Annotated in this window: 12 protein-coding genes; 9 read left to right on the top strand and 3 right to left on the bottom strand. The window is 62.9% G+C overall.

Annotated features, from left to right (window positions below; translation table 11 throughout):
• The first annotated feature begins 109 nt into the window (after nucleotides 1-109).
• Genes PMI34_RS14995 through PMI34_RS15005 form a run of 3 tightly spaced genes read left to right on the top strand, consistent with a single transcriptional unit; the run spans nucleotide 110 to nucleotide 4,658 of the window.
• A complete protein-coding gene (locus PMI34_RS14995; protein ID WP_008049778.1) occupies nucleotides 110-1,282 on the top strand; it encodes an efflux RND transporter periplasmic adaptor subunit in 1,173 nt (390 codons plus the stop codon).
• Nucleotides 1,283-3,256: a MacB family efflux pump subunit gene (locus tag PMI34_RS15000; protein ID WP_008049777.1), complete on the top strand. Its 1,974-nt coding sequence runs from the start codon at nucleotides 1,283-1,285 to the stop codon at nucleotides 3,254-3,256.
• 7 nt (nucleotides 3,257-3,263) lie between these two features.
• Complete coding sequence (locus PMI34_RS15005; RefSeq protein ID WP_008049776.1) at nucleotides 3,264-4,658, top strand: efflux transporter outer membrane subunit; 1,395 nt, start codon at nucleotides 3,264-3,266, stop codon at nucleotides 4,656-4,658.
• A 130-nt stretch (nucleotides 4,659-4,788) separates the two neighbouring features.
• Here the strand turns inward: PMI34_RS15005 and pvdP are convergent, their stop codons facing one another.
• Nucleotides 4,789-6,408 (bottom strand): pyoverdine maturation tyrosinase PvdP, encoded by a 1,620-nt coding sequence (gene pvdP, locus PMI34_RS15010; RefSeq protein WP_008049774.1) that lies wholly within the window; start codon nucleotides 6,406-6,408, stop codon nucleotides 4,789-4,791.
• Nucleotides 6,409-6,649: 241 nt separating this feature from the next.
• Between pvdP and pvdM the strand changes: the two genes are divergently transcribed.
• From pvdM to PMI34_RS15035, 5 genes are all read left to right on the top strand, one after another.
• Nucleotides 6,650-7,999, top strand: coding sequence for a pyoverdine-tailoring dipeptidase-like protein PvdM (gene pvdM, locus PMI34_RS15015; RefSeq protein ID WP_008049773.1), 1,350 nt, complete (start codon nucleotides 6,650-6,652; stop codon nucleotides 7,997-7,999).
• A gap of 29 nt (nucleotides 8,000-8,028) precedes the next feature.
• Nucleotides 8,029-9,309 (top strand): pyoverdine-tailoring periplasmic protein PvdN, encoded by a 1,281-nt coding sequence (pvdN, locus tag PMI34_RS15020; protein ID WP_008049771.1) that lies wholly within the window; start codon nucleotides 8,029-8,031, stop codon nucleotides 9,307-9,309.
• Between the two features lie 16 nt (nucleotides 9,310-9,325).
• Complete coding sequence (gene pvdO, locus PMI34_RS15025) at nucleotides 9,326-10,198, top strand: dihydropyoverdine dehydrogenase (protein ID WP_008049769.1); 873 nt, start codon at nucleotides 9,326-9,328, stop codon at nucleotides 10,196-10,198.
• A gap of 223 nt (nucleotides 10,199-10,421) precedes the next feature.
• On the top strand, nucleotides 10,422-12,071 hold the full coding sequence (locus PMI34_RS15030) for a cyclic peptide export ABC transporter (RefSeq protein WP_008049768.1): 1,650 nt from the start codon (nucleotides 10,422-10,424) through the stop codon (nucleotides 12,069-12,071).
• 127 nt (nucleotides 12,072-12,198) lie between these two features.
• Complete coding sequence (locus PMI34_RS15035) at nucleotides 12,199-14,616, top strand: TonB-dependent siderophore receptor (RefSeq protein WP_008049767.1); 2,418 nt, start codon at nucleotides 12,199-12,201, stop codon at nucleotides 14,614-14,616.
• A gap of 100 nt (nucleotides 14,617-14,716) precedes the next feature.
• Here PMI34_RS15035 and PMI34_RS15040 read toward each other — a convergent pair whose 3' ends face one another.
• Both PMI34_RS15040 and PMI34_RS15045 read right to left on the bottom strand, forming a co-directional pair.
• The gene (locus PMI34_RS15040) at nucleotides 14,717-15,223 is read right to left on the bottom strand and encodes a PaaI family thioesterase (protein WP_008049766.1); all 507 of its coding nucleotides are present in this window, start codon (nucleotides 15,221-15,223) and stop codon (nucleotides 14,717-14,719) included.
• 66 nt (nucleotides 15,224-15,289) lie between these two features.
• Complete coding sequence (locus PMI34_RS15045; protein ID WP_008049764.1) at nucleotides 15,290-15,826, bottom strand: glyoxalase superfamily protein; 537 nt, start codon at nucleotides 15,824-15,826, stop codon at nucleotides 15,290-15,292.
• 1,001 nt (nucleotides 15,827-16,827) lie between these two features.
• On the opposite strand from PMI34_RS15045, the gene PMI34_RS15050 reads away from it, so the two are divergent.
• Nucleotides 16,828-17,178, top strand: a complete 351-nt coding sequence (locus tag PMI34_RS15050) for a DUF6124 family protein (RefSeq protein WP_008049762.1) — start codon at nucleotides 16,828-16,830, stop codon at nucleotides 17,176-17,178.
• Nucleotides 17,179-17,207: the final 29 nt, after the last annotated feature.

The raw sequence follows: 17,207 nt of genomic DNA, 5'->3' as shown, positions 1-17,207 counted from the left end.
TGTCGTCGCCTAAATTCCGCGCCCGGCTCAACGTTTACAGGACAGCTCCCCGTCTCTGCCCGCCTCCACCGCTGAACGACGGGCCGATTTTCCCAGGCCGGAACCCTGCATGAAACGTCCCCGACAGACCCGACGCGCCCTGCTTGCAGCACTTTGTCTGATCCCCGTGGTTGCCGTCGCCGCCTGGCAGTTCATTCCGCCGGGCCGCGACGGGCTGGTCACCGTCCAGGTCAGCCGCGCCGACATTGAAAGCAGCGTCACGGCCTTGGGCACCCTGCAACCGCGGCGTTATGTCGACGTCGGCGCCCAGGCCTCCGGGCAGATCCACAAGATCCACGTGGAAGTCGGCGATGTGGTCAAGGAAGGCCAGTTGCTGGTGGAAATCGACCCGTCCACGCAACAGGCCAAACTCGATGCCGGGCGCTTCTCCGTCGAAAATCTCAAGGCGCAGCTGCAGGAACAGCGGGCACAACACGACCTGGCCCGGCAGAAATACCAACGTCAACAGCACCTCGCCGCCGGCGGCGCCACCCGTGAAGAAGACGTGCAGACCGCCCAGGCCGAACTGCGCGCCACCCAGGCACGGGTCGACATGTTCCAGGCGCAAATCCGCCAGGCCGAAGCCAGCCTGCGCAGCGACCAGGCGGAGCTCGGCTACACGCGCATCTATGCGCCGATGGCCGGCACTGTGGTGGCGCTGGATGCCCGGGTCGGCCAGACCCTCAACGCCCAGCAGCAAACGCCGTTGATCCTGCGCATCGCCAAACTGTCGCCGATGACCGTGTGGGCCGAGGTCTCGGAGGCGGACATCGGCCACGTCAAACCCGGCATGCACGCCTGGTTCACCACCCTGAGCGGTGGTAGCCGACGCTGGACCAGCACCGTGCGGCAAATCCTCCCGGTCCCGCCCAAGCCCCTGGACCAGACCAGCCAGGGCGGCGGCAGCCCCGCCAGCACCAGCAAAAGCGGGAGTGCCCGCGTCGTGCTGTACACCGTGTTGCTGGACGTCGACAACGCCGACAACGCGCTGATGGCGGAAATGACCACCCAGGTGTTTTTCGTCGCCAATCAGGCGCAGAACGTACTCACCGCGCCCATCGCCGCCCTGCAGGCCGGCCCGCAGACAGACCGGCAGACCGCGCAAGTGGTCGCCAGCAATGGCAGCATCGAGCAGCGCAACGTGCGCACCGGCATCAGCGACCGCCTGCGGGTACAGATCCTCGACGGCCTGCAAGAAGGCGATCACCTGTTGATCGGCCCGGTCGACGGGAGTGGCGGCTGAATGCACACGCCCCTGATCGACCTTTCGGACATCCGCAAAGCCTACGGCGGTGGCGACGCGCCTGAAGTCCACGTGCTGCGCGGCATCGACCTGTCGATCCATGCGGGGGAGTTCGTGGCGATCGTCGGCGCCTCCGGCTCCGGTAAGTCGACGCTGATGAACATCCTCGGCTGCCTCGATCGCCCGACCGCCGGCGAATACCGCTTCGCCGGGGAAAACGTCGCGGCGCTGGACAGTGACGAACTGGCCTGGCTGCGCCGTGAAGCCTTCGGTTTTGTGTTCCAGGGCTACCACCTGATTCCGTCGGGTTCGGCCCAGGAGAACGTCGAGATGCCGGCGATCTACGCAGGCTTGCCCGCCGCCGAACGCCACGCCCGCGCCGCCGCCCTGCTCGACCGCCTAGGCCTGGCTTCACGCACCGGCAACCGCCCCCATCAACTCTCCGGCGGGCAGCAGCAACGGGTGTCGATTGCCCGCGCGTTGATGAATGGCGGCCACATCATCCTGGCCGACGAGCCCACCGGCGCCCTCGACAGCCACAGCGGCGCCGAGGTCATGAGCCTGCTCGACGAACTGGCGAACCAGGGCCACGTGGTGATCCTCATCACCCACGACCGCGAAGTGGCGGCCCGGGCCAAACGCATCATCGAGATCCGCGACGGCCTGATCATCAGTGACAGCGCCAGCGAAAACCCGACCGTGCAACATTCGGCCGACCCGGGTGCGCTACAAGCCGTCGACCTGCGCAAGCGCTTGAGTGAAGGCGCCGAAGCCACCGGCGCCTGGAAGGGCGAATTGGTCGATGCCGTGCACGCGGCGTGGCGGGTGATGTGGATCAACAAGTTCCGCACCGCCCTGACCCTGCTCGGCATCATCATCGGCGTCGCCTCGGTGGTCGTAATGCTCGCCGTCGGCGAAGGCAGCAAGCGCCAGGTGATGGCGCAGATGGGCGCGTTCGGTTCCAACATCATTTACCTCAGCGGCTCGGCGCCCAACCCGCGCACGCCCATGGGCATCGTCACCCTCGATGACGTCGCCGCGATTGCCGGCCTGCCCCAGGTGATGCGGATCATGCCGGTCAACGGCCAGGAGGCCGGGGTGCGCTTTGGCAGCCTTGATCACATGAGCTACGTCGGCGGCAACGACACCAACTTCCCGGCGATTTTCAACTGGCCGGTGGTCGAAGGCAGCTACTTCACCCACGACGACGAACAAAACGCCGCGGCGGTCGCGGTGATCGGGCACAAGGTGCGGACCAAACTGCTCAAGGACGTGACCAACCCGATCGGCCAGTACATCCTGATCGAAAACGTGCCCTTCCAGGTGGTCGGCGTGCTCGCGGAAAAAGGCGCCAGCTCCGGCGACTCCGACAGTGACGACCGCATCGCCATCCCCTACTCCGCCGCGAGCGTGCGCCTGTTCGGCACCCACAATCCCGAGTACATCGCCATCGCCGCCGCCGATGCGCGCAAGGTCAAGGAAACCGAAAAAGCCATCGAACAACTGATGCTGCGCCTGCACGACGGCAAGCACGATTTCGAGTTGACCAACAATGCGGCGATGATCCAGGCCGAGGCACGCACGCAAAACACCCTGTCGCTGATGCTCGGCTCGATTGCGGCGATTTCGCTGCTGGTGGGCGGGATCGGTGTGATGAACATCATGCTCATGACCGTGCGCGAGCGGACTCGCGAGATCGGTATCCGCATGGCCACCGGTGCCCGCCAGCGCGACATCCTGCGCCAGTTCCTCACCGAAGCGGTGATGCTCTCGGTGGTGGGCGGCCTCACCGGGATCGCCCTGGCGCTGATCGTCGGTGGCGTGCTGATTTTCAGCGAAGTCGCTGTCGCGTTCTCCCTGATAGCGGTGCTGGGCGCCTTCGGCTGCGCCCTGGTCACCGGTGTCGTTTTCGGCTACATGCCGGCTCGCAAGGCTGCCCGACTCGACCCGGTCACGGCCCTTACCAGTGAATGATCGATTGATGAAGCCGCAACTCAGCCTGTTGACTTTGTGCCTGCTGCTCAGCGCCTGTGGCAGCCCTGCCCAGCGCCCGGACAATGGCATCCAGCCGCCCGCCGCCTGGCAATCGCCGCATACCGCGGGCGCAGTCCTTGACAACCGGCAATGGTGGAACCGCTTCGGCAGCCCGCAACTGGGGCGCCTGATCGAACAGGCGCGGCTCGGCAGCTACGACCTGGCCGCAGCCATCGCGAGAGTGCGCCAGGCCCAGGCCGACACGGTGATTGCCGGCGGCTCGCAACTGCCCGAGGTCAAGGCCGGGGTCAACGCCAATCGCCAGAAACTGCTGCGCGGCAGCGGCTACAGCCAGCTCGATGCCGACAGTGATAACGACGCCGTCGACTACTTCACGGCGAACCTGACTGCCAGCTACGAAATCGATTTCTGGGGTGGCCAGCGTGCCACTCGCGACAGTGCGCAGTTCAGTCTGAAAGCCAGCGAGTTCGATCAGGCCACGGTGGAATTGACGTTGCTCAGCGGCGTGGCCAACGGCTACGCGCAAGCCTTGTCGTTACAGGAGCAGAGCCGCATCGCCGAGTTGAATCTGACCAATGCCCAAAGCGTGTTGAAACTGGTGCAGACCCGTTTCGACTCGGGCTCGGCCACGGCCCTGGAACTGGCACAGCAAAAAAGCCTGGTGGCGGCGCAGCAACGCCAGCTGCCGCTGGTGCGGCAACAGGCCGAGGAGGCGCGAATCAGCCTCGCCGCCCTGCTCGGCCGCCCGGTTCAGGCGCTGTCACTGGGGCAGGAACGCTTCGATCAACTGACCTGGCCGGCGATTGATGCCGGGGTGCCCAGCCAGTTGCTCAGCCGCCGCCCGGACATTGCCCGGGCCGAGGCGCAACTGGCCGCCGCCCAGGCGGACGTCAGCGTCGCCCGTGCCGCGATGCTGCCGACCGTGACCCTCACCGCTGAAATCGGCTCCGGCGCCGACCGGGCCGACGACATCCTGCGCAGCCCCTTCTACAACCTCACCGCAGGGTTGCTCGCGCCGGTGTTCAACAACGGCCGCCTCGGTGCCCAACGCGACAAGGCCACGGCGCGCCAGGAAGAACTGCTGGAGACCTATCGCGGGGCGATCATCAACGGCTTCGCCGACGTCGAGAAAGCCCTCAACGGCATTCGCGGACTGGATGAACAGCGTGGGTGGCAGAGTGAAGAACTGAGCCAGGCGCAGACCGCCTTCAACATCGCGCAAAGCCGTTACCAGGCCGGAGCCGAGGATTTGCTGACGGTGCTGGAAACCCAGCGCACGCTGTATGCGGCGCAGGATTTGAATGTGCAACTGCGCTTGTCGCGGATGCAGGCGAGTATTGCGTTGTATAAAGCGTTGGGTGGGGGGTGGCAGGTTCTGTAATTTTTGTCGTCAGTGAGTACGCCATCGCTGGCAAGCCAGCTCCCACAGGTTATGCGTCGTGCCCGGATCATGCGGCAAACACAAAACCTTGTGGGAGCTGGCTTGCCAGCGATTGAACGATAACGCGGTATCAAGCCTGGCTCTGTTTAGCCTTCAGATTGCGCGCATACCACGGCCGTTGCGGCACTTTGCGAAACAGATCCTTCAGCTTCTTCTCGTCCTCGCCAAAGGTAATGCGCAACGCCAGCTTCATGGTTTCCGGGTCCATTTCCACCGACTTGCCCGCCTGCAACCCCAGGGTGGTACTGCAGCCGTGAGTGACCGGGCCGAGCCACGGGTCATCGATCTCGACCCAGCGTCCCGGCGCGAACCATTGCACGCCGTTGACCTGCAGCCGACTGAGCTGCCCCGGATGGAAGCGCTCGTGGGCGCGGAACCAGTCTTCCAGGCGATCGTCGATCCAGCCGTGGAAATGCCAGAACACCGGGCTCACATGGGAGGAAAACGGGTCGCCGAGAAAATCGTTTTCCGGTGCAAACCAGCGTGCGGAAAAGTCCGACGGATCCCGGGCGAACGGCACCGGCTGACCGTTGGACGGATCACGGGGCACCGAAGCCCAGCGCATGTGCAGCCAGTCGTGCAGGCCCAACTCGACCTCCGAGCCGAACTGGCCGAGGGTCAGCGTCGACAGGTAACGCGGGTCGCGGTAGCGGGATTCCCAGACCTGGAAGTTGCTGTGATAGGTCTCGCCGGTCTTGATGTCGCTGACCCATTGCGTGTACTCGTCATCGTCCTCGGCCAGCCAGGTCGGCGGCAAAGCGGTGCCGTCGTGGTTGTCGAAGTAACGCGCAAAGCCTGACCGGTCCCGAGCCAGCTCCGGCTGCGGCAACGGGAAGTGCGTCCAGGACGGCAGGTCCTGCATCGAGCGCGCGGTGCCGAGCATGTGCCGGTGCATGAAGAAAAAGTCCACGCCCGAACCGTTGCGATCCTTGCGCTCACCTCGGGCGTCACGCTCCTTGTCTCGCGGGCCGGGTTGCCAGCCGAGCCCGCGCAAGGCGCCGCGCTGGTCTTCGGACAGCTTGTGCCACTTGTCCCGGGAGGCATGCCAGAGTTGGTGGAACAACCGGTGCTCCGGCGAGACCAGCCAGGCCAGCAGGGCCGGATTGAGGCCGGTGCGTTCGCGCGCTTCAGGGAATACCTGCTTGACGGCAATGAAGCGATTGTCCTGGGCCGTCAGCATCAGCGGGCGCTTGAGGTCCAGCACGCGCCCGCTGAGACTGCCGCTGCCGGCGTTGCCGAAACCGGCCCAGACTTCGTCCAGGGTCATGTCGAATTCGTATTCGCAACAGCCGCTGGCCCCCAGCAGTCGCCAGGCCAGCTGCTTCGGGTTGGCCCCGGACAGATCGCCGAGCACCCGGTAACGGGGCTCTTCGGTGGAGCGCAAACGCTCGGCGGTGTCGAGATAACCACTGACGCCGCGCCCCTTGTGGCCGATATCGAGGAACACTTCCAGGCCTTCGAGGGGCAAGCCTTCGATGCCGGCGTCACGACCTTCGAAACGAATCAGCCAGACCCCGCGCAAGTTATCCGCCAAGCGCTGGCCGACGACATCCGCCACGTCGAACGAGGCTTCGCCGGGGGTGATCGTCGGGTCCGGCCTGGTCAATTCGCGATGCCCGTAATACACCGCAGGCACGGCGGCACCGGTCAGCGCCAGACCCGCGAGGAACCATCGTCGAGAAATCGTCATTGCCCTACCTGTGTCAGCCATGGAGCAGGCTTTATCCAAGCTAGAACGATTGTTGCGCCGACAAATTTAAAGGCATCGCTGGCAAGCCAGCTCCCACAGGGGTATCGCAATTCCTGTGGGAGCGGGCTTGCCCGCGATGGGGCCGGCACAAACACTAAATTCCTTCCTCGGTCACTCGTTCCCCCCAGATAGCAAAGGCCCCCGCGCCTGATCCGGGGCGGCAAACCTGACTGAGACGGCAATGACAAAACCACGTTCGAAAAAGGCTCTTTTCATCGGCCTGCCGCTGGCCCTGGCGATCAGTGCGGGTGCGGGCTTCGCGGCCTGGGACTACGGATTCAGGGACAACCCAGGCTACCCGGTCAAGGTGATGAAACAGGCCGATCAATTGCAGGAACGCATCCTCTCGTTCGACAGCCATATCACCGTGCCCATGGACTTCGGCACCGCCGGCAACGAAGTCGACAAGGACGGCGAAGGCCAGTTCGACCTGGTCAAGACCGGGCGCGGGCGCCTGTCCGGGGCGGCACTGACGATTTTCGGCTGGCCGGAAATCTGGAACGGCCCCAACGCCCCCCATCGCCCTACCGCCGGTTTCGTCGACGAGGCCCGCTTTGAGCAGGAAACCCGCTACAAGATCATCAGCGCGATGGTTCGCGATTTCCCCAACCATGTGGCCATCGCCTACACCCCCGACGACTTCCGTCGCCTGCACGGTGAAGGCAAGTTCGCAGTGTTCATCAGCATGCTCAACGCCTACCCGCTGGGCAATGACCTCAACGCCCTGGACAAGTGGGCGGCGCGCGGCATGCGCATGTTCGGCTTCAGCTACGTGGGCAACAACGCCTGGGCCGACTCGTCGCGGCCGCTGCCGTTCTTCAATGATTCGCGGGATGCGCTGGGCGGGCTGTCGGACATCGGCAAGCAAGCGGTGCATCGCCTCAACGACCTGGGCGTGATCATCGATGTGTCGCAGATGTCGACCAAGGCCCTGGAGCAAGTGGCGCAACTGAGCCGCACACCGATGGTCGCCTCACACTCGGCGCCGCGCGCCCTCGTGGACATCCCGCGTAACCTCAGCGATGCGGAAATGCAGTTGATCAAGAACAGCGGCGGCGTGGTGCAGATCGTCGGCTTCCCGACCTACATCCGCCCGCTGAGCCAGACTACCCAGGACAAGCTTAACGCCCTGCGCGCGCGCTTCGACCTGCAACCGCTGCAAGGCCTGGAGATGGCCCTGATGCCCGGCGACCCGGTGATCACCGTCTGGCCCGAGCAGCGCTTCGGCGAGTACGCCAGCCAGCTCTATTCGATCCTCGACGAAGAACCCAAGGCCACTCTCAAGGATTACGGCGATGCGATCGACTATGCCGTGAAAAAAATCGGCATCGACCACGTCGGCATCAGTTCCGACTTCAACGACGGCGGCGGCCTCGAAGGCTGGAAAGACGTCAGCGAGGCCCGCAACGTGACCGCCGAACTGATCAGCCGCGGCTACAGCGACGCCGACATCGCCAAGCTCTGGGGCGGCAACTTCCTGCGGGTCTGGGACCAGGTGCAGAAGTCCTCCCGGCCTGTGGTTAAAAACTGATTTCTTCTTTGCCAGAGCGAACCGAATCCATGACCAACCGTCGTTCATTCCTCAAGCAGGCCGGCATACTCGCGGCCGGCATTCCCCTGGCCTCGGCCGTCAACCTGCCGACACTGGCCGCCAGCCCCGCGCCACTGCCCAAGGACAAATGGGACCAATTGCGCCAACTCTTCACCCAAGACCCGAATTATCTGCACTTCGCCAATTTCCTGGTGACCTCGCACCCCCTTCCCGTGCGTGAAGCCATCGAGATGCACCGCGCCAATCTCGATCGCAACCCGGGCCTGGCCATGGACTGGCATCGCGGCGAAACCGAACGCCGGGAAGAAGAGGTGCGCGTGTGGGCCGGGCGTTACCTGAAAGCCAAACCATCGCAGATCGCCCTGACCGGCAGCACCACCGAAGGCCTGGCGATGATCTACGCCGGTATCCACGTGCGCCCGGACCAGGAGATCCTCACCAGCGAACACGAGCACTACGCCGCCAACAGCGTGTTCGAATACCGCACCCGGAAGGACGGCACCCAGGTTCGCAAGATCAAGTTGTTCGAAGACCCGTACAAGGTCTCGAGCGCCGAAGTGCTGGCCGCGATCGAACGCAACATCCGCCCCGAAACCCGCGTGCTGGGCATGACCTGGGTGCACTCCGGCAGCGGCGTGAAGCTGCCCATCGGCGAGATCGGCAAACTGGTGGAAGAGAAGAACCGTGGCCGCGCCGACAAGGACCGCATCCTCTACGTGATCGATGGCGTACACGGTTTCGGCGTGGAGAACGTCGATTTCCCGGACATGCACTGCGACTTCTTCATTGCCGGCACCCACAAATGGATGTTCGGCCCACGGGGCACCGGGATCATCTGCGCCCGCTCCGACGAACTCAAGGACGTCACCCCGACCATCCCGACCTTCTCCGAAGCCACACAGTTCTCCACGGTGATGACCTACGGCGGCTATCACTCGTTCGAACACCGCTGGGCGCTGACCGAGGCTTTCAAATTGCACCTGGAGCTGGGCAAGGCCGAGGTCGCGACGCGCATTCACGCCATCAACAGCTACCTGAAAAAACGCTTGCAGGCACACTCGTCGGTGGAGCTGGTCACGCCGCTGTCGCCGGAATATTCCGCCGGTTTCACCTTCTTCCGCATCAAGAACCGGGACTGCGAAGAAGTCGCCAATTACCTGATGGATCAGCGCGTGGTGTGTGACGCCGTGGACCGCGATGTCGGGCCGATCATTCGAGTGTCGCCAGGGCTGCTCAATACCCAAGCGCACATCGACCGCCTGATGGAACTGCTGGCCAACCAGGTCTGACTGAGCGAGAGCCCTTATGAAAAGCACCCTGAAAAAATTCGGCGCCCTGACGCTGTTGGCCGTGCTCGGCAGCGCCTTGCCCGGCCTCGCCCAGGCCTACACCGCGCCATTGCCGGGCAAGGTCTTCAAGGATTGCCGTAACTGCCCGGAAATGGTGGTGCTGCCCGCCGGCACCTTCACCATGGGCACCCCGGACGACGAGGTCGGCCGCGAACCTGATGAAGGCCCGATGCATGAGGTGTCGTTCGAAAAACCCTTCGCCATGAGCCGCTACCAGATCACTGCCGGTGAATGGGCCCAATACATGAAGGAAACCGGGATCACCCTGCCCGATGGCGACACACGCCCCGGCCGCGCGTGCACCAACGGCAAGCCGAGCTACCCCCAGGGCCCGCGCCAGCCGGCGGTGTGCATGAACTTCGCCGAGGTCAGCGCCTACGTCGCCTGGCTGTCGATGAAGACCGGCCAGCACTATCACATCGTCAGCGAGGCTCAGCGCGAATACGCCGCCCGCGCCGGGTCAACGGGAGCGTTCCCCTTCCCGTTCGACCCCGGTACCGAGTACAGCATCGCCACCCACGCCAACACCTACGGCCCGACCGACGGCTACAGCTACAGCTCGCCGGTCGGCAGCTACCCACCCAACGCCTTCGGCCTGTACGACATGCACGGCAACGTCTACGAGTGGATCGCCGACTGCTACCACCCGGACTACGTCGGCGCGCCCACCGACGGCAGTGCCTGGACCGAACCAAACTGCGACACCCTGCGCATCCGTGGCAACGACTGGGGCGAAGCGCCGGTGTTTTCCCGCTCGGGCAACCGCAACGACATCGACCCGCAAACCCGGGGCGACTGGATCGGATTTCGTGTAGTACGCAATCTCTAATCCCTCCCCACACCTTGTGGGAGCGGGCTTGCTCGCGAAGGCGGCAGCACATCCAACATCAATGTGACTGACAAACCGCCTTCGCGAGCAAGTCGGATCGCCGCACCGCCGCTCCCACAGGTTTTGTGTAACTCCCCCGCCACCTGTCTCCCGCCGTTTAAATAAAGCCCTCCATCAGACGTTCTACTGGGTATCTGCCTTACGACCCAAGGAACTGCTTGCCATGACCCAGCCTACCCGAGGCGCCATCGGCGAATTACTGGCCCTGTTGAAACCGTTTCGACTGATCGTTGCCACGTCCATTGTCCTGGGCATGGTCGGTGGCCTGAGCGTCACGGTGCTGCTGGCCACCATCAACAACGCACTGCATTCGCCGGACGGCCTGACCCAAGGCGTGGTCACCCTGTTCGGCGGCCTGTGCCTGCTGGCCCTGGGCAGTTCGATCTGTTCGGACATCGGCACCAACTACGTCGGCCAGCACATCATTGCCAGGCTGCGCAAAACGCTTGGGGAGAAAGTCCTTTCGGCGCCTATCGAGCAGATCGAGCGCTACCGCAGCCACCGGCTGATCCCGGTGCTGACCCACGACGTCGACACCATCAGCGACTTTGCCTTCGCCTTCGCGCCGCTGGCGATTTCCCTGACCGTGACCCTCGGCTGCATGGGTTACCTGGCGATGTTGTCGTGGCCGATGTTCCTGATGATGGTGCTGGCAATTGCCATCGGCACCGGCATCCAGTTCTACGCCCAAGGCAAGGGCATCCAGGGTTTCATGGCCGCCCGTGACGCCGAAGACGATCTGCAAAAGCACTACAACGCCATTGCCGGCGGCGCCAAGGAATTGCGCATCCACCGTCCGCGTCGCCAGCGCATGTTCGTCAAGGGCATCCAGGGCACCGCCGATTTCATCTGCGACACCCAGGTGCGTTCGATCAACACCTTCGTGATCGCCAAGACCCTCGGCTCGATGCTGTTCTTCGTGGTCATCGGCCTGGCGCTGGCCCTGCAATCCTTCTGGCCCAGCGCCGACAAAGCGGTGATGAGCGGATTCGTGCTGGTGCTGCTGTACATGAAGGGCCCGATCGAGCACCTGGTCAGCACCTTGCCGATCGTGAGCCGGGCGCGCATCGCCTTCCGCCGCATCGCCGAACTGTCGAGCCAGTTCTCCTCCCCCGAGCCGCACCTGCTGCTCAACGACAACGGCACCCCGCCGATCGTGGTCAACCGCCTGCAACTGGACAACGTCAGCTACGCCTTCCCCGCCGCACCGGGCAGCGACGCGTTTCGCCTGGGCCCGGTGAACCTGACCATCGAGCAAGGCGAGATCATTTTCATCGTCGGCGAAAACGGCTGCGGCAAGACCACTCTGATCAAGTTGCTGCTGGGCCTCTACGCACCGCAACAGGGCTCGATCCTGCTCAATGGCCAAGGCATCGATGCGCACAATCGCGACGACTACCGCCAGTTGTTCACCACGATTTTTGCCGATTACTACCTGTTCGATGACGTGGTCCAGGGCGACCAGCACATCCCCGAAGACGCCAACCAATACCTGCAACGGCTGGAGATCGCGCACAAGGTCAGCGTCAGGGACGGCAGCTTCACCACCACCGACCTGTCCACCGGCCAGCGCAAGCGCCTGGCGCTGGTCAATGCCTGGCTGGAGGAACGCCCGGTGCTGGTGTTCGACGAATGGGCGGCCGACCAGGACCCGACCTTCCGCCGCATCTTCTACACCGAGCTGCTGCCGGACCTCAAACGCCTGGGCAAGACCATCATCGTCATCTCCCACGACGACCGCTATTTCGACATGGCCGATCAACTGGTGCGCATGGAATCGGGCCGGGTCGTCACCGAGCGCGCAACCGCCTGAACGCGGTGGCCGCACGCAAATCATTGTTTTTTTTGAAGTTTGTTTTCCGGTTTAGCCAAAGTGGTCCGTCTAATAATAATTATCATTAACTAAAAACTGCACACACCATTCTGGAGCGATTCGAGCAATGCAAAGCCTTACTCTGTCCCGCGCACCCTTGGCGTTAGCCATCGAACGGCAAAAGAAACTCCGAACGGTCGTGCCGGGTGCGCTGCTGACCCTGTTGCTGCTGGGTACGTCCCAGGTGGAAGCAGCCCCGGTGAACGTCAATGTACCGGCCCAATCGCTGGCCAGCGCATTGCGCCAACTGGGCCAGCAGACCAACCTGCAGATTCTCTACAGCCAGGACATGGTCAACGGCATCAAGTCCACGGCGGTGTCCGGCAACATGGAACCGGAACAGGCACTGAAAACCTTGCTGCTGGGGAGCGGCATCAATTTTCAGTTGAATGGCAACACCGTGTCGCTGGTGCCATCGGCCGGTGACTCCAGTGCACTGCAACTGGGCGCGACCTCCATCACCGGCGTGGCGCTGGGCCCGACCACCGAAGGCTCGCACTCCTACACCAGCGATGAAGTGACCATCGGCAAAGGCAACATCAAGCTCAAGGACATCCCGCAGTCGGTGTCCGTCGTCACGCGCCAGCGCATGGACGACCAGAACCTGAACAGCCTGCAGGACGCCATGCGTCAGGTCACCGGCGTGACCATCAAGACCTACAACTCCGGCTCCAGCCTCAACGACGTCTACATGCGTGGCTTCCTCGTCGACCAGGTGCAGGTCGACGGCGTCTCACAGCCCACCGGCCAGGGCGACATGGCCACCAGTTTCGACCTGGCGATGTACGACCGCATCGAAGTGCTGCGCGGCCCGTCGGGCCTGTACCAGGGCGCGGGCGAACCCGGCGGTACGATCAACGTGGTGCGCAAGCGCGCCCTGAGCAAATTCGCCCTCGGTGGCGAACTGGCCGCCGGCTCCTACGATCACTACCGTTCTTCGGTGGACGTCACCGGCCCGTTGAACGAACAGGGCACCGTGCGCGGTCGCTTCATCACCGCCTACGAGAACAACCAGTCCTTCGTCGACTACGCGCAGAACGAACGCCCGATGGTCTACGGTCGCCTGGAATTCGACCTCGACCCGGCCACCACCCTGTCGGTCGGTGGCGCCTATCAGAAGAACAACTCCACCCCGGCCTTCGGCCTGCCGGCCTACGCCAATGGCTCGTTGCTCGACGTATCGCGCTCGACCTTCGTCGATGCCAAGTGGAACACCCTCAACGAAAAGGTCTGGGAATCCTTCGCCGAGCTCGACCACGAACTGGACAACGGCGGTCAGTTCAAGACCACCCTGACCTACCGCGACGCCGAAACCCCGGAGCGTAACTTCACCTGGGCCGACGGCGCGGTCGACCCGGCCACCGGTGACAGCTGGGCCGTGGCCTACGACTACTACACCCACATCAAGACCATCGGCGTCGACAGCTTCGTCACCACGCCGTTCGAGTTTGCCGATCGACGGCACGAGTTCACCCTGGGCGCCGAGTACCAGCACCTGGACAAGGACTTCACCTACGGCGGCGGCGAGTACTTCCCGATCAACGTGTACGATCCGGACAGCATCGACATTCCCCGCAACGACTATGCCCACGTCAACGGCAACTGGTCCAAGTCCGATCAGTACGGCGTCTACACCCGCGCCAAGTTCAACGTCACCGACTGGCTCGATGTCATCGGCGGCAGCCGCGTCACCTGGTACGAAAGCGATGCGAAGAACGCCAACGCCTTCTTCAACAACTTCGGCGAAGCCCACACCAGCATCAACCGCAAAGTCGTGCCGTACGGCGCCCTCATCGGCAAGATCACCCCTGAACTGTCGACCTACTTCAGCTACACCGGCGTATTCAAACCGCAGAGCGAAATCGGCACGGACGGCCAGCCGGTCGGCCCACGCGAAGGCAAGCAGTACGAGATCGGCCTCAAGCGCGAATTCTACGAGGGTCGCCTGAACGCCAGCCTCGCCGCCTTTCGCATCTACGATGAAAACCGTGCCGAATACGACAACACCTCCGGTGCCTACATGACCGAAGGCAAGGCCCGCAGCCAGGGCTGGGAAACCGAGTTGAGCGGCAACCTGACCGACAACTGGAGCATCGTCACCGGTTACGCCTACACCTCCACCAAGTTCCTGGACGGCGATCAGGCCAACAAAGGCAAGACCTTCAGCACCATCACGCCCAAGCACAACTACAACCTGTGGACCAAGTATGAGTTCACCGACGGTGCGCTCAAGGACTTCAGCGTCGCCGGTGGCGTGCGTGTGGTCAGCGACACCTACTACCAGCGTGACGTGAAGTTCAAACAAGGCGGCTATGCCGTAACCTCGGCGCAGGTCGGCTACAAGTTCAACGAACACCTGTCGTCGACACTGACGGCCAACAACCTGTTCGACCGCAAGTACTACGACCGCGTCGATGCCTCCTGGGGCACCAACTTCTACGGCGACCCGCGCACCCTGACCCTGAGCCTGCGCGCGCAGTACTGATTACCGGCAGCGTCAACAGCCACACCCCACCGGGCCGTTTGCGGCCCGGTGCTGATTCGCTGACGAACCGCAAAGGTGATGTGCGTTTATTGCTCCGGGTTCAGGGCTCGACCTTACGGTCGTGGGCGACAACCCTGAGCTGCTCGGTATCGACGCGGACAAACGTGGAGTCCCCGACAGCGGTCAGGACATCCCCGGCGAAGACCTCGCAAATGACCCGGCTTTTGCGCCCGACCTCGCCCTCGACTCTGGCACGCAGTGTCAGGGGGACACCCATCGGGGTGGGCTTGATGTACTTGATGCCCAGGTTACCGGTGACGCAGGTGATGTGGGGCAAGCTGCCCACCTCGCGTTGCTCTGCCCGGTAGTGATAAGCCATCGCTGCCCAGTTGGAGTGGCAATCGACCAGCATCGCGATCAAACCGCCGTAAACCAGACCCGGCCAGCCGCAGTACTTGTCCTCCGGCATGTGCTGCGCCACGACATGCACCCCGTCTTCATGCCAGTAGCTCTTGATGTGCAGCCCGTGCGGGTTCTGGCTGCCGCAGCCATAACAAACGCCTTCGGGCGCGGCGATGTCTTGAAGCGAAATGTCCTGCGTGGTCATACCGTGTCCATCCTTAATACCGGGTGGTTGAAAGCGGACCGGGTCACCCCGGCCCGCAGTGCCTGATCAATATTGGCAGAAGCGAATCCGGTTGCCGAACGGGTCGTAGACTTGCAGCTCTTTGCCCCAGCCCTGCTGGACAATATCAGGGCGTCCATACCCGTAGCGCTTGCCCTGCAATTCGTCCCTGAGCAGTTCGATGTTTTGCATGGGCACGAACACCGTCGAGCCCGGGCTGGCATCACCGTGATGCTCGGAAAGGTGCAGTTGCAGGCCGTCGCGACTGATGCCCAGGTACAGCGGCAGATCAGCCTCGAAACGATGCTCGAACTCGACGCTGAACCCGAGGAAATCCAGATAGAACTCGCGCGCCTTGGCTTCGTCGAAACTGCGCAGAATTGGAATGGGTTTGTCGAAAGTCACAGCAGGCGTGGACGGCGTACTTGCCTGGGAAAGCATCGCCGACGCGGTGTTCCAGTCCTTGTAGCCCAGTTGTTGCGCGACCAGTTCCAGCGCGGTGGAATGGGTCACCGCCTGATTGCGTTCCTCCAGCGAGGCGCGCAACTGCTTGGCCATTTGCTTGGCTTGCTCGATTGAAAACATGACTGCTCCTGTGGCCGAGATGCTTTGGTGCTCGCATTGCCAAACCTCGACCGTCAAGAGAGGCGACAGGGTTTGCATGAGGAGGAGATGCTTTCACCTTTCCCAGCGGGAGCGAGCGGCGGGCAGCATCGGGCCGATGTCGATAATACATAGCCGCCGGGGTCTGCGAAAGGTGTTCCCCGGTGTTGCCCGCACCCCAGGCCTGCGGTCTATTCCTGTAGGAGCCAGCTTGCTGGCGATGTTCTAAAGTGCGCCGCGTTTATCCAGTTCTCACGCGTCATCGTTAACGACCATCGCTGCGATGCGGCGACCCGACAAGCCAGCTCCTACAGGTATTGCGTTATCCGTGTTTCCCGGGATTACGTGATGATCCTTTTTTTGGGGGGCAACCGGCGATGAAATACCCTGAAGATCAGGGATACTCCTGCCGAGCATGCAACACGCTCAATATTTCGATTTGATCCGTCACTCAACCAGCATCCTGCTTGTTGTGCATTGACTCGATGAGGGCTCGCTTACCCGACCATTGCGTGGCGTCAGATCGCAAGGGCTGTACTTCCCACGGCCAACCGCAATCCTTTGTAGGACTCTTCCTGCCGACTCCGAGGATTTCAACGCTCTTTAACAAGACATGACAGCAGGTTAGAAACCACTCGATAGCGCCTGTTTAAGCGGCCTACAGGTTACTTCGTGAAAGCCACAACACCTTGCGCCGTTGCCTACAGGTACGCCAGAATCCGCCGGCTTGTGCGCCTTGGGGGTGGTCGGTAACTTGGTTCGGGTCACTGACTGTCAGTGATCGGGTTTAGTAGCCCGTGGTTACCCAGGGTGTATAGCCCATCAAATAGTCAGGTACCCATCCCTGCACTTTATGGTGGCTGTGTGCAGGGCGCCCTCGGGCGCGCCGGCTCCCTGGGTCCCCGGTCTACTAACCTGCGCACAGCTACCACCCTTCTTATTAGTAGAGAGGCGGTGGTAGCTCAATAACAGGACCCAAATCTATGTTCAATGTAACTCCGAATCCGCCCGACTCCGACCCTGCATCCCCACACGAAAGCCCCGAATCAAGACAATTCCACGAAACTGCCGAGTGCGCCTTCGATCCAGGCCCCAGCATCATGGCCACCCCGCGCACACCCAGCACGATGTTCATCGTCAATCCCGAACTCAGTACCGAAACCCTGCTGGTGCACGCCTGTGAGTCGCTGGCGTCGGCCAATGTCATGGCCAACGATCTGGTGGATCATTTGCAGGGGACGAGCCGCCATGCGCTGTTGGGCATTGCGCAGGTGATCATGTTGGGGGAACTGGCGGTGAATCGGGCACTGGATCAGCTTGATCCGCCTGGGTAGCCACTAGCTGACAGTTGATGAAAATCTTG

Origin of the sequence: Pseudomonas sp. GM74 (assembly GCF_000282455.1) — a bacterium.
Taxonomy (GTDB): domain Bacteria; phylum Pseudomonadota; class Gammaproteobacteria; order Pseudomonadales; family Pseudomonadaceae; genus Aquipseudomonas.
The sequence above is the reverse complement of the archived record's forward strand: the minus strand, read 5'-3'. Positions and strand labels throughout refer to the sequence as shown.